Genomic DNA, 18,497 nt, shown 5'->3' on the forward strand with positions numbered 1-18,497 from the left:
TTTAATACAATAAGAATACCAAATTAGATTCTCCCCATTTTTTGCAGTACAAACAAGACTATAATTGGAAGAGCAAGTAATATTACCATAAGCAAATGCTCTTCAAAAACCCAGCTAGCAAGAAGAAGCGTTAATAAATACCCGCCTACCGCACCACCAAAATGCGCATCATGACCAATATTTCCCAACTGGCGTTTCATCCCATAAATAGTATAAAACAAATATCCTATTCCAAAAATATAAGCAGGCACAGGAATAATAAAAAACAATCCAAGCATCATATCTGGTCTTAGTAAAATAGCAGAATAAAGAACACCCATTACTGCTCCACTTGCTCCTACGGCTGTGTAGTATAAGTCTTTCTTATGAAAGTAATATGAAAGTAAATTACCTAAAACAAGACTGCCGAGGTAAACCAAAACAAAGCCTACAGTTCCTAAAAAGAAGATTACAGAATTAGCGAAAAAATAAAGGGTAAGCATATTAACCAAAAGGTGGGTGGTATTTACGTGCAAGAACCCAGAAGTAAGAATTTGATATTTGGCACCACGATTAATATCGGCAATATTAAATTTATATTTCTGAAAAAAAGAATCATCTTTAAATCCTTTGAATGAAACCAATACATTTACACCAATAATTATAAGGGTAACCAGGTTTAATTCTCCCATAGTAGCTTTAGTTTAGTGCCAAATATACCATATATTTGCTGAAAATTATTTTATGCAGGCTGTAGTTTTTTGGTTGTTTTATCCCTTTCTTTGGCTTATCTCCATACTCCCTTTTTGGCTTTTTTATTGCGTCTCAGATGTAGTTTACTTTATAGTTTATCACCTTATTGGTTATAGAAAAAAAACTGTGACAGATAACTTAAAGTTAGTTTTCCCTGAAAAATCAACGGAAGAAATTATTACAATACGGAAGAAATTTTACTCACACATGTGTGATATGTTCCTGGAAATGGTAAAGAGTATTTCAATTTCTGAAGAGGAATTAAAAAAACGCTTTGTTTACACCAATATTGAAGAAATAAGACGCATAGAAAAACTGGATAAAAGTATTATGCTTATGTGCGGGCATTATGCCAGTTTTGAGTGGCTATTTGCACTACAACTCCACGATCTTAAACACGATGCTTTTGGTATTTATAAAAAAATTAAAAATCCGGGCTTTGATAAATTAATTAATGATATTAGAAAAAGGTTTGGGGCAGAACTTATTCAAAATTCCAAAGCCAATATGCGAATTGCCCGCAACGAACAGGCGGGTTCACGTGGTGCTTATGCCATGATAGCCGACCAATCTCCAAAATCTCCAAGCTATAAATTCTGGACCGACTTTATGGATAAAAAAGTGCCTTTTTATACAGGTTCTGAAAGGATAGCGAAAGAATTTGACATGGTGGTGCTTTACCTGCACGTAGAAAAAGTAAAAAGAGGCCATTATGAGGCCTCTTTAATTAACATTTCTGATAATCCTTCTGAAACTGAGAACAACCAAATTACTTTAGATTATATTCAGCTTTTAGAAAAACAAATTCGGGAAAAACCAGAATTTTATCTCTGGACGCATAAACGCTGGAAGCATCTTGGAAAAAAAATTCCAAAAAATGCAACAGTGCTTTAACCCACTATCTTTTCTATTTCTTTAATCATATCCTGGGCTAGATCATCTGCTTTATCTTGAGATTTTGCTTCGGTATAAATCCTAATAATAGGTTCGGTATTCGATTTTCTTAAATGCACCCAGTTTTCAGCGAAATCAATTTTCACTCCGTCTACGGTAGAGATTTCTTCGCTCTTATATTTTTCCTCCATCGCTTTTAAAATCTCGTCTACATCAATCTCGGGAGTCAACTGGATTTTATTTTTACTCATAAAATAGGCCGTATACTCTTTTCTTAATTCAGATACACTAATATTTTTTTCAGCTAAATGAGTTAAAAATAATCCAACACCTACCAGACTGTCACGTCCATAATGCGATTCAGGATAAATAATTCCGCCATTCCCTTCTCCACCAATTACAGCTTTAACATCTTTCATTAGCTGTACTACATTCACTTCACCTACCGCACTGGCCTTATAATCTCCACCGTATTTTTTAGTAACATCATTAAGTGCTCTAGATGAAGATAGGTTGCTCACGGTATTACCCGGAGTTTTAGAAAGCACATAATCTGCACACGCCACAAGCGTGTACTCCTCACCAAACATTTCTCCATGTTCATCAATAAACGCCAGTCTATCTACATCTGGATCTACCACAATACCAAAATCTGCTTTCTCTTTTTTAACCAATTCACAAATGTCGGTGAGGTGCTCCTTTAAAGGCTCGGGATTATGAGGGAAATGACCATTTGGCTCACAGTATAATTCTATAACCTCTACTCCCATTTTTTCAAGAAGCTTGGGGATAGCAATCCCACCGGTAGAATTCACTCCATCTACAACCACTTTAAAACCTGCTTTCTTTATCTTTTCAGCGTCTACAAGTTTAAGTTTTAAAACTTCCTCTATATGAATATCTATATAATCGTCTTTTCTGGTAATTGTTCCCAGATCATCAACTTCAGAGAAATTAAAATTATCTTGTTCTGCATACTCCAAAATTTTTGCTCCTGCCGCCCCATCAAGAAACTCTCCTTTGTTATTTAATAATTTCAGCGCATTCCATTGCTTTGGATTATGGCTGGCGGTTAGAATAATTCCGCCATCGGCTTTTTCTAATGGCACTGCTATTTCTACCGTAGGTGTAGTAGAAAGATCTATATCAATAACATTAATTCCCAATCCTGATAAGGTATTCATAGTTAGTTCCTGAACCATTTTACCAGAAATCCTGGCGTCCCGACCAACTACAACAGTTAACTTTTTATCATCTGAATTATTTTTTAACCAGGTACCATAAGCAGCAGCAAATTTCACGGTGTCTATTGGTGTTAGGTTGTCACCGGTTTTACCTCCAATAGTGCCTCGTATTCCTGAAATTGATTTTATTAAACTCATAAATTTATTTTATAATGAATATTGTTTTTAAGTAAGCTAACTAAGGGGCAGACTCACAAAATATTTTTTTAGAAAAAATTTTATTTTAGAGATATTATAATCTCCATAATTAATTAAAGTCTTAACAAATATACAAGGAGCATACCGGTAGCACCAAAACTTAACAAAAATTAAACAGGAAGCTATCTGATTTGCGTAACTTTCAAAAATGAATTTCTTAGCACATATATATCTATCAGGTGATAATGATGATTTAAAAATTGGAAACTTTATAGCTGATTCGGTTAAAGGGAAGCAATATTTAGAATATCCTCTTGAAATTCAAAAAGGAATAGTATTGCATCGCGCCATTGATACATTTACCGATACGCATCCAATTGTAAGCAAAAGTGTAGAACGCTTATTTGCGGGTTATGGCCATTATAGTCGGGTTATTGTTGATATTTTATACGACCATTTTTTGGCAGCAAACTGGAAAGATTACAGCGATATTCCTTTAAAGTTTTATACTGAAAGTTTTTATAAACTCCTTCAAGATAACTTTGAGGTTTTACCAAAACCGGTTCAAAATTTTCTGCCATATATGGTTGCAGATAACTGGCTTTATAACTACCGAAAAATTGAGGGTATTGAAAAAATTCTTTTCCAAATGAATAGAAGAATTAAATATCGAACTAAAATGCATTTAGCAGTAGAAGAACTACGTGAGTTTTATAAAGAGTTCGAGGATGAGTTTAGGAGGTTTTTTGAGGAGCTAAGAACGTATGTTAAAGCTAAGATTAATTCTAAGAAAAATTTGTAAGCATATTTTTTATTCTTGCTGCCTGCATACCCTGTGGAAAATATCCCCAACCTGTAGAAAGACTTCTTACTATTTTACCCATAAAAAAACCCGAACAAAATTGTTCGGGTTATATATTTATTCAAAATTTGAGCATTAAACCCAATACCAACGATCATTCTTTAATTCAACTCGTTTGAAGCCGTATTTAGTCCAAAAGTACCAAAGATCATTAGCTCTAAGTACAGTTACGCCACTAATAGTATAATACTTTCCATTGATGTAGGTAGGCTCACCACCATCTTCTGGGTACATTGCATTAATACCTCTAATATCTCCCGAAGAAAGTCCAGATCTTTGAACCTGGTAAGTACTACCATTAGTTCTAGTTATAGTAGGCTCCCCATTCTTAGAGAAAGAGTATGCACTATACATCATTATTGATCCAAAGTCTAAGCTACTAGTGAATTCATCACCATCAAACCCGCTAGTTTCGTAGGTATGAAAATTATGATCGGCACCACTTCGAATATTTTCAAAATTCACATCAATATAACTATCACGGTCCACTCTACTTTGCTCATGCCAAAGTCCAACAGCATGACCAATCTCGTGAATGGTATTACCTGTAGAACAAGCACTTGCCAGAGTAATATTTTGGCGACCACCGACCATTCCTACATAAGAGGAACAACCCGAACCAGGGGTGAAATAAATATAATTTGATTGGCCAGACCTTTGAACAAATTCAAGGGATGTATTGGCTTCCCAATGCTTTATAGCATCGTAAACACGGTTTTTATCTGATAAATTACTATCTATAGCATAATAAACAGTGTTATCAGGCCACATACCCCTTGTTCTTCCAGTACTTTTTTGTGGAGTTTCATCCTTACCTAAAATAAGGCTTTGCGGAGATTTACTAGTTTGATTTACTGGGATTAAAATATCCCCCTGATAGACATAGTCACCATTTTGTGACTCCACGGGCATCTGTTGACCTCCGTAATAAATCTCTAGAACCGGCCCTTGTTCATTGGGATAGGCTACCTCGGTAAGTTGATCATTAATTTCTTCAGGCTTTAATTGCGTTTCTGATTTTTCATCTTCTAAAATAGGATCTTTACTACAAGCCAAAATCGCTAGAACAGGTAGTAACAAAAATTTGCTTTTTTTCATAAGTAGGGTACTCTTTTTATTAAATTAAATAATTGAAATTTTGATTTTGATTTACAAAGGTCATTCCAAAAAACCACTCCATAACTCCTATAACAATTTAACAGTCAGATTCCTACAAATAAAAATCATATTAACTCACACAAGAAATTCAGAGAATTATAATAATGAATAATAATTCTTTGATATTACTTGAAAACCTTATTATTAGTGGAATCTCATATTTTTTATAAGAAAAATAATGTGTAGATTTTTAAAATTAAGATCCGAACATAAAGACTTTAATTCAACCGATTAATCTTTTTAACAAAAAAAGCTGTACGGAAAATCCGTACAGCCTCTTTTTACATCTCTCAAAGATAGAGAGAAGTAAAAACTACTCAGCTACTTAGTCACCCCCCGGTAAAAATTAGCTGAGATTATTATTCTCCTGAAACATCGCAAATATTTGCTCTAAGATCTATGGAGAGTGGTAAATCATCTTCTGTTATACCAGATATTGTTACAGATCCACCTTCATCTGGAGCGCTAACTACTTCGCAAGTTGCACTTTGAAGTACCGTAACTTCTATATCAGAAATTTCAAATGGAATTATAGGAGTAAGACCAACAAACAATTCACCATTCACTATTTGTATTGTCCAGTCTCCGTAAGACTCATTAGTTACGAGAGGTCCCGCAGTTTCAAGATTAATGTTTAGAACATCTGTAGCCTCACAACCATCTTGTGCTTGCGGTAAACATGGGTCTATAACAGTTTCACCACATTCCGGATCAGGGTTTCTTACACAGCCTACATTTTCATCATCATTGGGAATTCCATCTCCGTCAATATCTGAATCACAACCATCTGGAACACCATCTTTATCTAGATCTAGGTTATCATCAAATCCATTACATACATCTTCACCATTAGGAACACCATCATTATCACAGTCGTCATTGGCATCCTGAGGATCGCATTCCTCTCCGTTTCCATTTCCTGAATCTCCCTCTTCACAGTTAAAGAATAAGTGGAAGTAATCTAGAGTCCCATCATTTTGAACCTTTTCGGTTATTTGTGTCCAGGTAAGATCGCGGATAATTTCCTTATCAGCTGGTTCTGGATAATTGTCATCCCAATTAGACAACGTGGCAATAATTCGAATATACTCCTCTCCCATCATTTCGCCTTCCATAGGTGCAGGTACTGCGAAACAAAAAGGATCTGCATAATAGTCCTCTGAATCATCGTCATAACCATAATGGTCTTCAGGTAAAGGCATACTCTCATAGAGCACTTTATCTTCACTTCCACCGGTATAGATAACTTCCAGGCTGTAATTTGCCGTAAAGTGACGTCCGTTTTCATCACAGTAATTTGCAAATATGCATACTTCGTGCAGTATCTCCGGTTTTAAATCAAAGAATTGATACCCATATAAAATAACCTCTCGATCATCAAAACATAGCACTTCAACGTCTACATATTTTTTTGAACCTGCTCTTATCATAAAATCAAAGGGCAAACCTTGATTTACAAAGTTTCCGTAATCGCTGGTAGAAGCAGGAGCAGCCCAAATTACTGAAGAACTATCGTCATCTGGATCACCATCGTAAACAAGAAAGGTCGTTAGGGAAACACTAGCCGTTTCCTCACCACCTGCTATTGGTATTTTAAGACCTTCATCGTAAGCGGTATAAAAAGCTCCATCATCCTCCATTATCGGAACGTTTATTTCTATTGTCCCTTCTAATGGAGTACCCATATTATGGGTAAGTTCAACATGCGCATAAGCTGGTGCATCTTCTGAACACTCTGGGATACTTTGTTTTATCTCAGCTTTATTTACAAAATCATTTAAAGTTGCACCTAAACTAATTTCAGCAAAATTATCATTTGTGGGATCATCTGTTATAGTATTGTCCTCTTTGGTACAGGAGGATAATAAGAGTGAGAATACAGCTATAAATGCCATATATCTTTTTAGTATTTTCATAATTAAAGTTTTTGGATTAAATATTTAGAATGGTTAATTTAAAATTACCAGGAGTTGTTAACTCCCGGTAATTAAGATCTTTTTCAATAACAAGCTACAGCGTGTATGATAATATAGAAATCATCGCTATAGTCTCTTTCCCAGGTATAAGTAAGGGTACCCGCATCAATCATATTATTAAGGTTATACTGGCCGGGTGCAAACACATTATTTCCTGACGGCGCAATTTCACTTAAATTAATATGAAGTTCGTTTAAACTTACTCCAGGATCGAGGGTGATTTCCAATGTAATATCATCCTCATCAATAGAGATTTCAGCCGTACCTACATGCTCTCCTTTAGAAGTATCATTTTGGCCTGCACCGGCCCAAATATCAAAGGTTTTACTAGCTCCGTCATCATCTGTTTGGAAGTGTTCAGCCCAACCCCAACGATTAGAATTTGCAAGGGTATTTAAGGCTGTATCTCCTTCCATATAGGCAGTTTCACAAGTATCACCGCCCGGTAATGGACAACCATCATTAGATTCTGGACCAGCCTGATAAGGACATTGATCAATACAATCATTTAATCCGTCGCTATCAGCATCACCAATACAATCATCTATTGGGCAACCACCATCTAATGGATCTCCAAAATCTTCTGGACAATTATCACATCCATCCGGAACTCCATCATCATCCATATCCTCTCTGTCATCATAACCAGGACATTCATCTTCAACATCTGGTACACAATCTCCATCTGTATCTTCCTCGGTAATTGGACAATCACCTATTACTGGATCATCGTCACAGTTAAAGAAAATATGCTCAAAGTCTATGGTATCATCATCATTAAAGTATTCCTGAACGTCATTCCAACTTAACTCAATAACCTCAGAGTACTCCTCAGCCGGATCGCCGTAATTATCGTCCCAGGCAGTTAAACTTACAGTAACCCGTAAATAAATGTCTGAATCTGCCTCATCATACATAGGAGCAGGAATAGCTAAACACAGTGGATCTGCATACCAGTCTCCTGAATCATCATCTTCAGTATTTCCCGTAACAGGAGATTCTCCGGAATAAAGGTTAATTACTTCTTCTCCTAATAGGTAATCAATGTCTAAATCGTAATTTGCTGTATAATGTCTACCTTCATCTGTACAATAGTTCGCAAAAACACAGAATTCATAAAGTTGTACCGGCACCAGATCAAAGAATTGATAGCCATATAAGTTTACTTCTCTGTCATCAAAGCAAAGTACTTCAACTGGCACATATTTTTTAGAGCCAGCACGAAGATCAAATACAATAGGTAAAGGGTCATTAACAAAATTTTCGTAATCACTACCTTCTTTAGGAGCTACCCATATTGGCATTACGCCTTCTCCCGGTTCTTCTGCATAAACCATAAAATCGGTTAGGCTAACTTCCGTTGTGGTTTCCCCGTCTGGAATTGGAATAGCAAGTTCCTCATCATAATCGGTAAATAAGCCAGATTCATCTACTAATATAGGTACCACAACATCTACATCCCCCATTTCATGGGTTAACATTATTTGAGCATAGGCGGGTACTTCATCAGAACAAGCAGGAATATCTCCTTCAGCTTGCCGGTTTAGAAAATCATTTAATATTGGCCCTAATTCAATCACTGCCATTTTTTCATCTCCTTTTTCCGTTCCTACAGCTTCATCTTGAGTACAGGAAGTAAAAACAAATAACATGAGAGTTAAGGAAGTCAATAAATATTTCGTTATTTTTTTCATCATTTAAATTTTAAGAATTAAAATGAGAGATGCCCCTTTTGGGGACATCTCTTAAAATATTTTTAGTACTCTTCAAACTCACCACAAGCAACTGGCGTAAAGTCAGCTTCGTGAAGTACTGCTGTTCTGGCTTCAGGATCTCCTAACGCACTTACTTCAGCATTGGTTAAAGAAAATGTTCTGGTATAAAACATATTACCCATAGCATCAGCTTCTGGCCATACTCCTCCGGCATAGTCAAGTGCCCAGATTGGATTTCCGTAGTCATCACAAGAAGCATTTTCGTGAATGTGCTGTGGTACATCTCCAGTAGTTAACTCAGTAGCCGCTGTAGTGGCCGTCAACATATTTCCTTCTAATTTTAGGTAAGCAAAACCAACAGCATTAGCATCTCCTAAATTCTTTAAACAAGCTTTGTAACGTTTGGCTTCCACTCTTGGATCATCAAATGGTGGAGGGTTATCGTTACCACATCCGTAGTTAAAGTGATAGTAATCCATTGTTGTATCATCTTCTTCACTGTAGAACATTCTAATTTCCTCATCTGTAATTGGTCCTGAAAGAATTACTTCGCCTGCATCCTCTGAATCATACTCATCTGTATTATTTAAAGTAATTTCAAAGTAATACGTATCAGTTTCAGCTGTATCAGGTAGCCAGAAACATAATGGGTCTGCATAGTAATCTCCGGTAATCTCATCTTCTACTACCGCATTAGAAACTTCTGTATAAAGTGGTTCTCCAGATGAATCAGAACCTTCCCATACATTTACGGTATAACCGGCAACAAAGTGTCTTCCGTCTTCAGATGGACAAAAATTACCGAAAAGGCAGAACTTAATTAATGGAATAGGAACCAAATCAAAGAATTGATAACCGTAAAGGTTTACTTCCCTATCATCAAAACATAATACTTCAACATCTACATACTTTTTAGAACCTGCACGCAAATCAAAATTTAGTGGCAAAGCATTATTCACAAAGTTTTCATAGTCACTGCCGGCTTTGGGAGAAACCCAAATTGGCATCGTCATATCATCAGGCTCTTCTGCATACACCCAAAAATCGGTTAGACTAACAGCAGTAGTGGTCTCTCCCGCGGGAATTGGAATTGCTAAATCCTCATCATAATCGGTAAAATAGGTGGTACCATCAAAATTGATAGGAACTACTACATCTTCTTCCCCAAGATCATGGGTAAGCACTACCCTTGCATACATAGGTGCATCTTCGGAACATTCAGGTATGCTTTGTTTTAAAGCATCCTGATTTTTAATAAAATCATTTAGTATTGCTCCCAATGAGATAGTTGCCATCTCATCACCCACCTTGGGTTCTCCAGCAGTTTCATCCTTACTACAGGAAGCAAAAAGCATTGCTACTATAACAATACTCGTAAAGTAATTTTTAAAATTTTTCATAACTCTAAAGTTTTTTAGTTAATAAATATTTAAGAATGGTTAATAATATATATACACAGTTCTATCTCTAGAACGATTGTATTCAAGAATGCATAAGTTTGGGGGCTTAAAAAAGTAGAGAGGTGGGGTGACTACTTTTATGTAAAATTTCTAGTATAAATGTAGGTTAATTCTTTCCTACCAAGCTATGGGGGATTTCTTCTATTTTTAACCTTATATAGAAGTTACTGTACTTTTTGATAATCTATAAGATCATGACTAATTGCATAAATGATACTTTCAAGGATGGTATCAGAATTAGTACGTTTTATGATATTGGAACGATGTTTCTCTATAGTTTTTGGAGAAATAAATAAAGCTTCAGAAATATCTTTTGTTTTGTATCCTTTTATTAAAAGTTGAATAATCTCTTTCTCCCTATTGGTAAATTTAAATTCGGTTAATTGACTATTCTGCTTGAAACAATTTTCTACTTCTTCAGAAGCGCTACCAATACTAATATTAATTTCTTCATTTTGCTCAACAAAGTCAATGAACATTACAAACTGGTGTCCAAAATTCTTATTCAACTTTGAGAAATTAATACGTGCGTTTCTTAGCTTATCGTTCCTTAATAATAAGGTAGTCTTTGTAGCAGCTTTAATATGCTTGCCGCGCGCAAAATTCCTCAAACTATCTTTTACTTTTTGTACGTTTTCACATTTCACAAAATCGGTAAGCTTTAATCCTTTGCTATTTTTTACTCTAAAACTTTGCTTAAAAGCATCATTCATAGCTATTATTTCATTTTGATCAAGCAATAAAACAGGTTTAGAAATAAGATTAAACATACCCATAAATGCATCTTTCCAAAAATTGGATAGCGAACGATTAGTATACACCATTTTTATAATCTTACCACAAAGAGCTTCTATAGTAGGAGAATATACAAACTCATCTACCACTTTTCTAAACCTACTTTCGGCTTCAGCTCTAAAACAATCTTCGGCATACACTACAAGCCAGGCTTTTGTGAGAAAATGGTTGGATTTAAAATTGGCTATGTTTTTAAAATTTCTACCCGATCTAAAAGAAGAGTAATCTAAAAGAATCACATCGGGCAATAAATGAAGAGCAATAGTAAAACCGGTATGTAGAGAATTAGCGTGGGTTAATTCAAAATGCATACTCACCCCCTCTTGTACGCAGTCTACCATACTTTGCTTATTGGTAATAAGCAATAGTTGCTTTTTATCCGTTATCATATTAATTTTTTTTGGCTGTTAGCCGGTTAGTTAAAACCTGGGGTTAGGATCCAGGACATTTAGTTGAAAAAGTCAAAACAGTTCGGTTTAAAACCAATTGCTTTAAATCTTAATTAGCTAGTAAAAAATAATAGGGGCAACTTATATAGGGACAAAAATCTGTAGGTAAACTTTAAGCTTCCGGGGGGTGGAAAATTTAAATTATGAAGATTTGGTATTTCAAATATAGGGGAATATCCTTAATTATTGCAAAAAAATATCGTAATATAATACTGACAATCAACAAGATAAAGTAACGACAAAAGTTGATACTAAACCGATAAATCCATTAGCCTAAAACAAGATAGTCTAATTTTAAGATGTAAACTTTTCCTTAAATCCCCTATTTATATTGATAAAACTACCAGAAACTTTAAATCATAATTAACACCTGCCTAATCTTCCTTTCTTTTTAGTTAGCAACACTTTAAGTACCTTTGCCAACTTGATAGAAAATATGGCTAAAACCGAAGAAAATATAGAAGTATTAGGGGCTCGCGTCCATAATCTTAAAAATATAGATGTTAATATTCCCAGAGAAAAACTGGTAGTGATTACCGGCCTTTCAGGCTCTGGAAAATCTTCCCTGGCTTTCGATACCATTTATGCTGAAGGACAACGCCGCTATATTGAAACTTTCTCAGCTTATGCCAGGCAATTTCTAGGTGGCCTGGAACGTCCCGATGTCGATAAAATTGAAGGTCTCTCCCCAGTTATTGCTATAGAGCAAAAAACCACCAGTAAAAATCCTAGAAGTACGGTTGGGACTATTACCGAGATTTACGATTTCCTTCGTCTTCTTTTTGCCCGGGCAGGAGATGCTTATAGTTACGAGACCGGCGAGAAGATGGTGAGCTATACCGATAGCCAGATAAAAAATCTTATTTTAAAAGATTTTAAAGGAAAAAAAGTGAGCGTGCTCGCTCCAGTTATTAAATCTAGAAAAGGGCATTATCGGGAATTGTTTGAACAAATAGCCAAGCAGGGGTTTTTAAAAGCTCGAGTAGATGGTGAAGTTCGTGACCTGGTAAAAGGAATGAAATTAGATCGTTACAAAACACACGATATTGAAATTGTAATAGATAGGTTAAAAATAGATGATAAAACAGATGCGCAAAAACGCCTGGACGAGAGCATAAAAACTGCGATGTACCACGGCAATGATACGCTTATGATCTTGGAGCAGGAAACCGAGAAAGTACGTTACTTTAGCAGGAACCTAATGTGCCCTACTACCGGAATTTCCTATCCAAACCCAGAGCCTAATACATTCTCATTTAATTCACCTAAGGGAGCCTGCCCCAGCTGTAATGGCATTGGCACATTATACCAGGTGAATATTGATAAAATTATTCCAGATTATTCTAAATCAATTAAAAATGGTGCTTTGGCCCCTCACGGTCCTCAGAAGAAAAACTGGGTGTTTTCTCAACTGGAATTAATTGCAGAAAGATGGAATTTTAAATTAACAGATCCTGTTTCTAAAATTCCAGATGCCGCAATGAAGTTTATTCTGCACGGAGGAAAGGAAACCTTTACTAAAGAGTCTAAAAGCCTTGGCGTAAACCGGGAGTTTAAGATCAATTTTGAAGGTGTAGCTACTTTTATTGAAACCACTTTTAATAATAACGACTCCACTTCCCTGAGGCGTTGGGCCAAAGAATATATGGACAAGGTTGATTGCCCAGATTGTGAGGGTACTCGACTCAGGAAAGAATCGCTTTATTTTAAAATTTACGACAAAAATATAGCCGAACTTTCTTCAATGGATATTGAAGATTTGGCTAAATGGTTTGTAGGCTTAGAAAAAAAACTTAGCGAAAAACAAAATCAGATTGCTGCTGAAGTTATTAAAGAAATTAGAACAAGAATTGGTTTCCTGGTAGATGTAGGACTCACTTACCTTTCGCTTAACCGTGGTTCAAAATCTCTTTCCGGTGGGGAAGCACAACGAATAAGGTTGGCTACACAAATTGGTTCGCAACTAGTAGGTGTTCTTTATATTTTAGATGAACCTAGTATTGGTTTGCATCAGCGGGACAACGAAAAACTTATTAATTCCTTAATTTCTCTTCGCGACATTGGTAATTCTGTTATTGTGGTTGAACACGATAAAGATATGATAGAACGTGCCGATTATGTGATAGATATTGGCCCTAGAGCAGGAAAACACGGCGGAGAAATTATTAGTGAAGGGCCTCCTTCAGAATTAAAAAAACACGATACCCTTACCGCATCCTATTTAAACGGGAAGAAAGAAATTGAAATTCCGAAGGAAAGAAGAAAAGGAAACGGGAAAAATATTGAGCTGAAAGGAGCTACAGGAAATAACCTTAAAAATGTTTCTATTAAAATTCCATTAGGAAAAATGATCGCGGTTACCGGCGTTTCAGGAAGTGGAAAATCTACTTTAATAAATGAGACCCTCTACCCTATTATGAATGCGCATTATTTTAATGGGGTAAAAGAACCAAAACCTTATAAAACAATTAAGGGACTGGATAATGCCGATAAGGTGATAGACATTAACCAGACGCCAATTGGTAGAACTCCAAGATCTAACCCGGCTACTTATACCGGCGTATTTTCTGAAATTAGGAGCTTGTTTGCAAAAACACCCGAAGCCCTTATTAGAGGATATAAACCGGGTAGATTTAGTTTCAATGTTAAAGGCGGAAGATGTGAAACTTGCAGAGGTGGCGGACTTAGAGTTATAGAGATGAATTTCCTTCCCGATGTGTATGTAGAATGTGAAACCTGCCAGGGAAAACGTTTTAACAGGGAAACTTTAGAAATTAGGTATAAAGGAAAATCTATTGCCGATGTTTTGGAAATGACCATTAATGAAGCAACTACCTTCTTTGAGCCAATTCCGAAGATATATAGAAAATTAAAAACTATTAAAGATGTTGGCCTGGGCTATGTTACTTTAGGACAACAAAGTACAACGCTTTCTGGTGGGGAAGCACAGCGTATTAAACTCGCTACAGAACTTTCTAAGCGCGATACCGGGAATACTTTTTATATCTTAGACGAACCAACTACCGGTTTACACTTTGAAGATATTCGGGTTTTAATGGATGTTTTAAATGAATTGACCAATAAAGGAAATACCGTCCTTATTATTGAACATAATATGGATGTTATAAAAATGGCCGATTATATATTCGATATTGGCCCTGAAGGTGGAAAAAATGGTGGAAAAGTAATTGCCAAAGGCACACCCGAGGAAGTAGCTAAATCAAAGAAAAGTTACACAGCCGAATTCCTTAAGAAAGAATTACACTAACTATACTAATTATTATATGAACAATAATCTTAAAAATAAAGCCTGGAACGAAATCAAAACAAACGATTCCTGGGCGATCTTTAAAATAATGGGCGAATTTGTAAATGGCTATGAAAAGCTAAGTCAAATTGGTCCATGTGTTTCTATATTTGGTTCAGCGAGAACCAAACCAGATCAAAAATATTACAAACTAGCCGAAAAGATTTCTAAAAAGATCGTGGAAAACGGTTATGGAGTAATTACCGGTGGAGGCCCCGGAATTATGGAAGCAGGAAATAAAGGAGCTCACCTTGGTGGTGGAACTTCTGTAGGTCTTAATATAGATTTGCCTTTTGAGCAACATGATAATCCTTATATAGATAACGACAAAAGCCTGGATTTTGATTATTTCTTTGTTAGAAAAGTAATGTTCGTTAAATATTCTCAAGGTTTTGTAGTTATGCCAGGTGGTTTTGGAACCTTAGATGAACTTTTTGAAGCCATTACTCTTATTCAAACCCATAAAATCGATAAATTCCCCATCATATTAGTGGGAAGGGATTTTTGGAGCGGATTGGTAGATTGGGTTCAAAAAACTCTTTTAGATGATTTTCAAAATATTAGCGCACCAGATATGGATTTGGTTCAGGTAGTGGATACTGAAGATGAAGTTATAGAGATTCTAAACGAATTCTACGGAGAGTATAACCTTAGTCCTAACTTTTAATCAATTCTTTAGGAGGGATGAAAACTTTGAGTATATTTAACTCAAATTCTGTATTACATTAAATATATTCCCCTTGAGATTTTGTCTATTTTACGTATTATTTTTTGTGGGAATTGGATGGGGTTTTGCTCAAAACTCCATCTCTTTAAACGCTCACTTAAACGATAGTACACACACCTTTACTATAGAACAGGAATTGGTCTACACCAACTCCAGTAATGATACGCTTACCCAACTTTATCTTAATGATTGGGCAAATGCCTTTAGCGCAAAAAATACCCCTCTGGCAAAACGCTTTGCCGAAGAATTTGCAAGACGCTTTAGATTTGCCAAAGCCCAAGAACGTGGTGCTACTTATATTAAAAGTATAAGGAGTTCTATACATGATAGCTTGATATGGGACAGGCCTGAAGCTGCTCAAGATCTTATTAGAATAAAACTTCACCAACCTTTACTTCCAGGCCAGAATTTTATCATAAATCTTGATTACCAGGTTAAAATTCCTATAGATAAATTTACACGCTTTGGGGTAGATTCAGATAACAATTATAAACTTAGGTATTGGTACATAACCCCTGGAGTTTATAAAAATGGAAAATGGCAAGTGTACAGCCATAAAAATTTGGGAGACCAGTATAATACACTTCATGATGTTCAAATAGAACTTACAACCCCACCACAATATTATGTAGGCTCTGCTTTAGATTTTAAAAGTGTAAATACCCATAATGGTAAAAAAACGGTTAAGCTTTCTGGTAAGAATCAATTGGATAGTAAACTTTATCTTACTAATTCTTTTATTTTTGAATCCTTATCTACCAATACTCATGAAGTAATTACCAATGTAGATGACGACGAGCTTCAGCCGGAAATAAAAAGTATCTTACTGGATCGTATCCTAAAATATTACAAGGAAAAATTAGGGGAATATCCACATGAAAAGATTTTTGTTACCCGTGATGACTACTTGAACAGTCCTATCTATGGCTTAAACCAATTACCGGGTTTTATTCGCCCTTTTCCAGATGGCTTTCAATATGATATTAAGCAATTTAAAACCATCACCAATTATTTACTAAAAAATTCAGTACACATAAATCCCAGAAAAGAACAGTGGATACATGATGCTATTCTGGTTTCCTTAATGATAGATTATGTGAATGAATATTACCCTCACATGAAGCTCTTGGGCAATCTAAGCGATATTATTGGGGTAAGATGGTTCCATGCGGCAGATCTGGAATTTAACGACCAATATCAATTTCTTTATATGAATATGGCACGAATGAATTTAGATCAGCCATTAAGTTTAGCCCAGGATTCTCTCGTGAAATTCAATAAAAATATCGCAAATTCATATAAAGCCGGTGTAGGACTAAAATATGTAGAAGATTACCTGGGGAATGAAACGGTAAAAAAAGCTGTTAAAGATTTTTATACACAGCATAAAATGCAGCCAACTTCAGCTGAAGATTTTCAGCAAATCTTGCAGAAAGATGCTACAAAAGATCTTTCCTGGTTTTTTAAAGACTATGTAGGCTCAAACAAAAAGATAGACTTCACTATAGAAAACTTATTTAAAACCCGCGACTCCCTTAGGGTTACCATAAAAAATAAGGAGAAAAATGATTTCCCTATTTCATTATATGGTTTAAAAGATGGGGAAATAGTCTTTAAAAAATGGATTGAAAATATAGATAAAACCAAAACTATAGAAATTGCCAGGCAAGGCGTAGATAGGCTTGCGCTAAATTATGAACAAAAAATACCGGAATTTAATCAGCGTGATAATTATAAAGCTGTAACCAAATTTTTTAACAAACCACTTCAAATTAGGTTATTCCAGGATATTGAAGATCCAAAATATTCTCAGTTATTTTTTATGCCCGAGTTTAATTACAACCTATACGACGGGATTTCTATCGGGCCTAAATTGTATAACAAAACAGTTTTATCCAAAACTTTTAATTTCAGCATTTCTCCAAAATATGGTTTTAATAGTAAAACCATAGTGGGTTCGGCTTCTGTTACCAATAAGCATCAGTTTGCTAATAAAGAACTTTATGCTATTACTTATGGGATTGGAGGAACCCGCTATTCTTACGGTTATAACTTGTTCTATGAAAAATACACGCCTTTTATAAATTTTTCTTTCAGAAATAAATATTTACGCGATAACGAGCGGCAAAATCTCCTAATTAGAAACGTAAACGTGAGGCGGGATATAGACCCTACCCGGGATTTGGAACAACCAAATTATAATGTATTTAATATAAATTATCGCTATAGCAAACCTCATTTAGTAGATTATTATTCGGCTTCTTTCGATTTTCAACTGGCAGAAAAGTTTAGTAAAATATCTATGAGCCTGGAGTATAGAAAATTGTTTAGAAATAACCGTCAAATCAACCTACGCTTTTTTACGGGAACATTTCTATACAGTGATGCTATGGAAACAAATTACTTTAGCTTTGCTTTAGATAGGCCTACAGATTATCTTTTTGATTATAATTATTACGGAAGAAGTCAGGGTTCTGGTTTATTTAGTCAACAGATTATTGTTGCTGAAGGTGGTTTTAAATCGCAGTTGCAACCAGAATATGCCAACCAATGGTTAAGTACTTTAAATGCCAGCACCAATCTTTATAAGTGGTTTTTTATTTATGGTGATGTAGGATTGGTAAAAAACCAGCATCAAAATGCGCGGTTTTTATATGACTCTGGAATTAGGCTAAGCCTGGTAGACGATTACTTTGAATTATTCTTTCCCGTTTATTCCAATTTAGGTTGGGAAGTTGCCCAGGAAAATTATGATCAAAAAATTCGGTTTATTGTTTCTCTGGATCTTAACACCTTAATCAAACTTTTTACCCGCCGTTGGTATTAACAAATTTTTAATTAGCTTAACTAATTCTTAGCTTTCCTTACCTCAATTACAGGAAAATTAATATTTCGTATTATTTTACCTATTTAATTTAATTAAACACAATAAAAATAATTTAAAATACACTTTTCTTAAAATATTTAGATTTTAATGAATTGTGTACAATCTAAGTTTTCGTTACATTTGTTCTTAATCAAGAACCTTAGGCTAAGCCTC

General features: G+C 35.3%; 12 protein-coding genes. 5 read left to right on the top strand and 7 right to left on the bottom strand.

Annotated elements, in window-relative coordinates; translation table 11 throughout:
• Positions 1-23: 23 nt before the first annotated feature.
• The gene (locus B5X51_RS03095) at positions 24-671 is read right to left on the bottom strand and encodes a rhomboid family intramembrane serine protease (protein ID WP_079719406.1); all 648 of its coding nucleotides are present in this window, start codon (positions 669-671) and stop codon (positions 24-26) included.
• A 52-nt stretch (positions 672-723) separates the two neighbouring features.
• Here B5X51_RS03095 and B5X51_RS03100 point away from each other — a divergent pair, with 52 nt between their 5' ends.
• Complete coding sequence (locus tag B5X51_RS03100; RefSeq protein WP_079719407.1) at positions 724-1,626, top strand: lysophospholipid acyltransferase family protein; 903 nt, start codon at positions 724-726, stop codon at positions 1,624-1,626.
• On the opposite strand, the gene glmM is transcribed toward B5X51_RS03100, so the two are convergent.
• Positions 1,623-3,008, bottom strand: a complete 1,386-nt coding sequence (gene glmM / locus B5X51_RS03105) for a phosphoglucosamine mutase (RefSeq protein WP_079719408.1) — start codon at positions 3,006-3,008, stop codon at positions 1,623-1,625. The genes B5X51_RS03100 and glmM overlap by 4 nt on opposite strands.
• A gap of 208 nt (positions 3,009-3,216) precedes the next feature.
• On the opposite strand from glmM, the gene B5X51_RS03110 reads away from it, so the two are divergent.
• The gene (locus tag B5X51_RS03110) at positions 3,217-3,810 is read left to right on the top strand and encodes an acyl carrier protein phosphodiesterase (RefSeq protein WP_079719409.1); all 594 of its coding nucleotides are present in this window, start codon (positions 3,217-3,219) and stop codon (positions 3,808-3,810) included.
• Between the two features lie 135 nt (positions 3,811-3,945).
• Here the strand turns inward: B5X51_RS03110 and B5X51_RS03115 are convergent, their stop codons facing one another.
• From B5X51_RS03115 to B5X51_RS03135, 5 genes are all read right to left on the bottom strand, one after another.
• A complete protein-coding gene (locus B5X51_RS03115) occupies positions 3,946-4,968 on the bottom strand; it encodes a M12 family metallopeptidase (protein ID WP_079719410.1) in 1,023 nt (340 codons plus the stop codon).
• 419 nt (positions 4,969-5,387) lie between these two features.
• Positions 5,388-6,944, bottom strand: a complete 1,557-nt coding sequence (locus tag B5X51_RS03120) for a thrombospondin type 3 repeat-containing protein (RefSeq protein WP_079719411.1) — start codon at positions 6,942-6,944, stop codon at positions 5,388-5,390.
• A gap of 83 nt (positions 6,945-7,027) precedes the next feature.
• Complete coding sequence (locus B5X51_RS03125) at positions 7,028-8,698, bottom strand: hypothetical protein (RefSeq protein WP_079719412.1); 1,671 nt, start codon at positions 8,696-8,698, stop codon at positions 7,028-7,030.
• 62 nt (positions 8,699-8,760) lie between these two features.
• Positions 8,761-10,119 carry a hypothetical protein gene (locus B5X51_RS03130; RefSeq protein WP_079719413.1) on the bottom strand — a complete coding sequence of 453 codons (1,359 nt, stop codon included), beginning with the start codon at positions 10,117-10,119 and terminating at the stop codon, positions 8,761-8,763.
• Between the two features lie 224 nt (positions 10,120-10,343).
• Positions 10,344-11,363, bottom strand: coding sequence for a response regulator transcription factor (locus B5X51_RS03135; RefSeq protein WP_079719414.1), 1,020 nt, complete (start codon positions 11,361-11,363; stop codon positions 10,344-10,346).
• A gap of 496 nt (positions 11,364-11,859) precedes the next feature.
• Between B5X51_RS03135 and uvrA the strand changes: the two genes are divergently transcribed.
• From uvrA to B5X51_RS03150, 3 genes are all read left to right on the top strand, one after another.
• Positions 11,860-14,691, top strand: a complete 2,832-nt coding sequence (gene uvrA / locus B5X51_RS03140; RefSeq protein WP_079719415.1) for an excinuclease ABC subunit UvrA — start codon at positions 11,860-11,862, stop codon at positions 14,689-14,691.
• A 16-nt stretch (positions 14,692-14,707) separates the two neighbouring features.
• Positions 14,708-15,397, top strand: coding sequence for an LOG family protein (locus B5X51_RS03145; protein ID WP_079719416.1), 690 nt, complete (start codon positions 14,708-14,710; stop codon positions 15,395-15,397).
• 106 nt (positions 15,398-15,503) lie between these two features.
• The gene (locus B5X51_RS03150) at positions 15,504-18,284 is read left to right on the top strand and encodes a gluzincin family metallopeptidase (RefSeq protein WP_139374838.1); all 2,781 of its coding nucleotides are present in this window, start codon (positions 15,504-15,506) and stop codon (positions 18,282-18,284) included.
• The last annotated feature ends 213 nt before the right edge of the window (positions 18,285-18,497 follow it).

This window comes from Salegentibacter holothuriorum (assembly GCF_900168045.1).
GTDB classification, from domain to species: Bacteria; Bacteroidota; Bacteroidia; order Flavobacteriales; family Flavobacteriaceae; genus Salegentibacter; species Salegentibacter holothuriorum.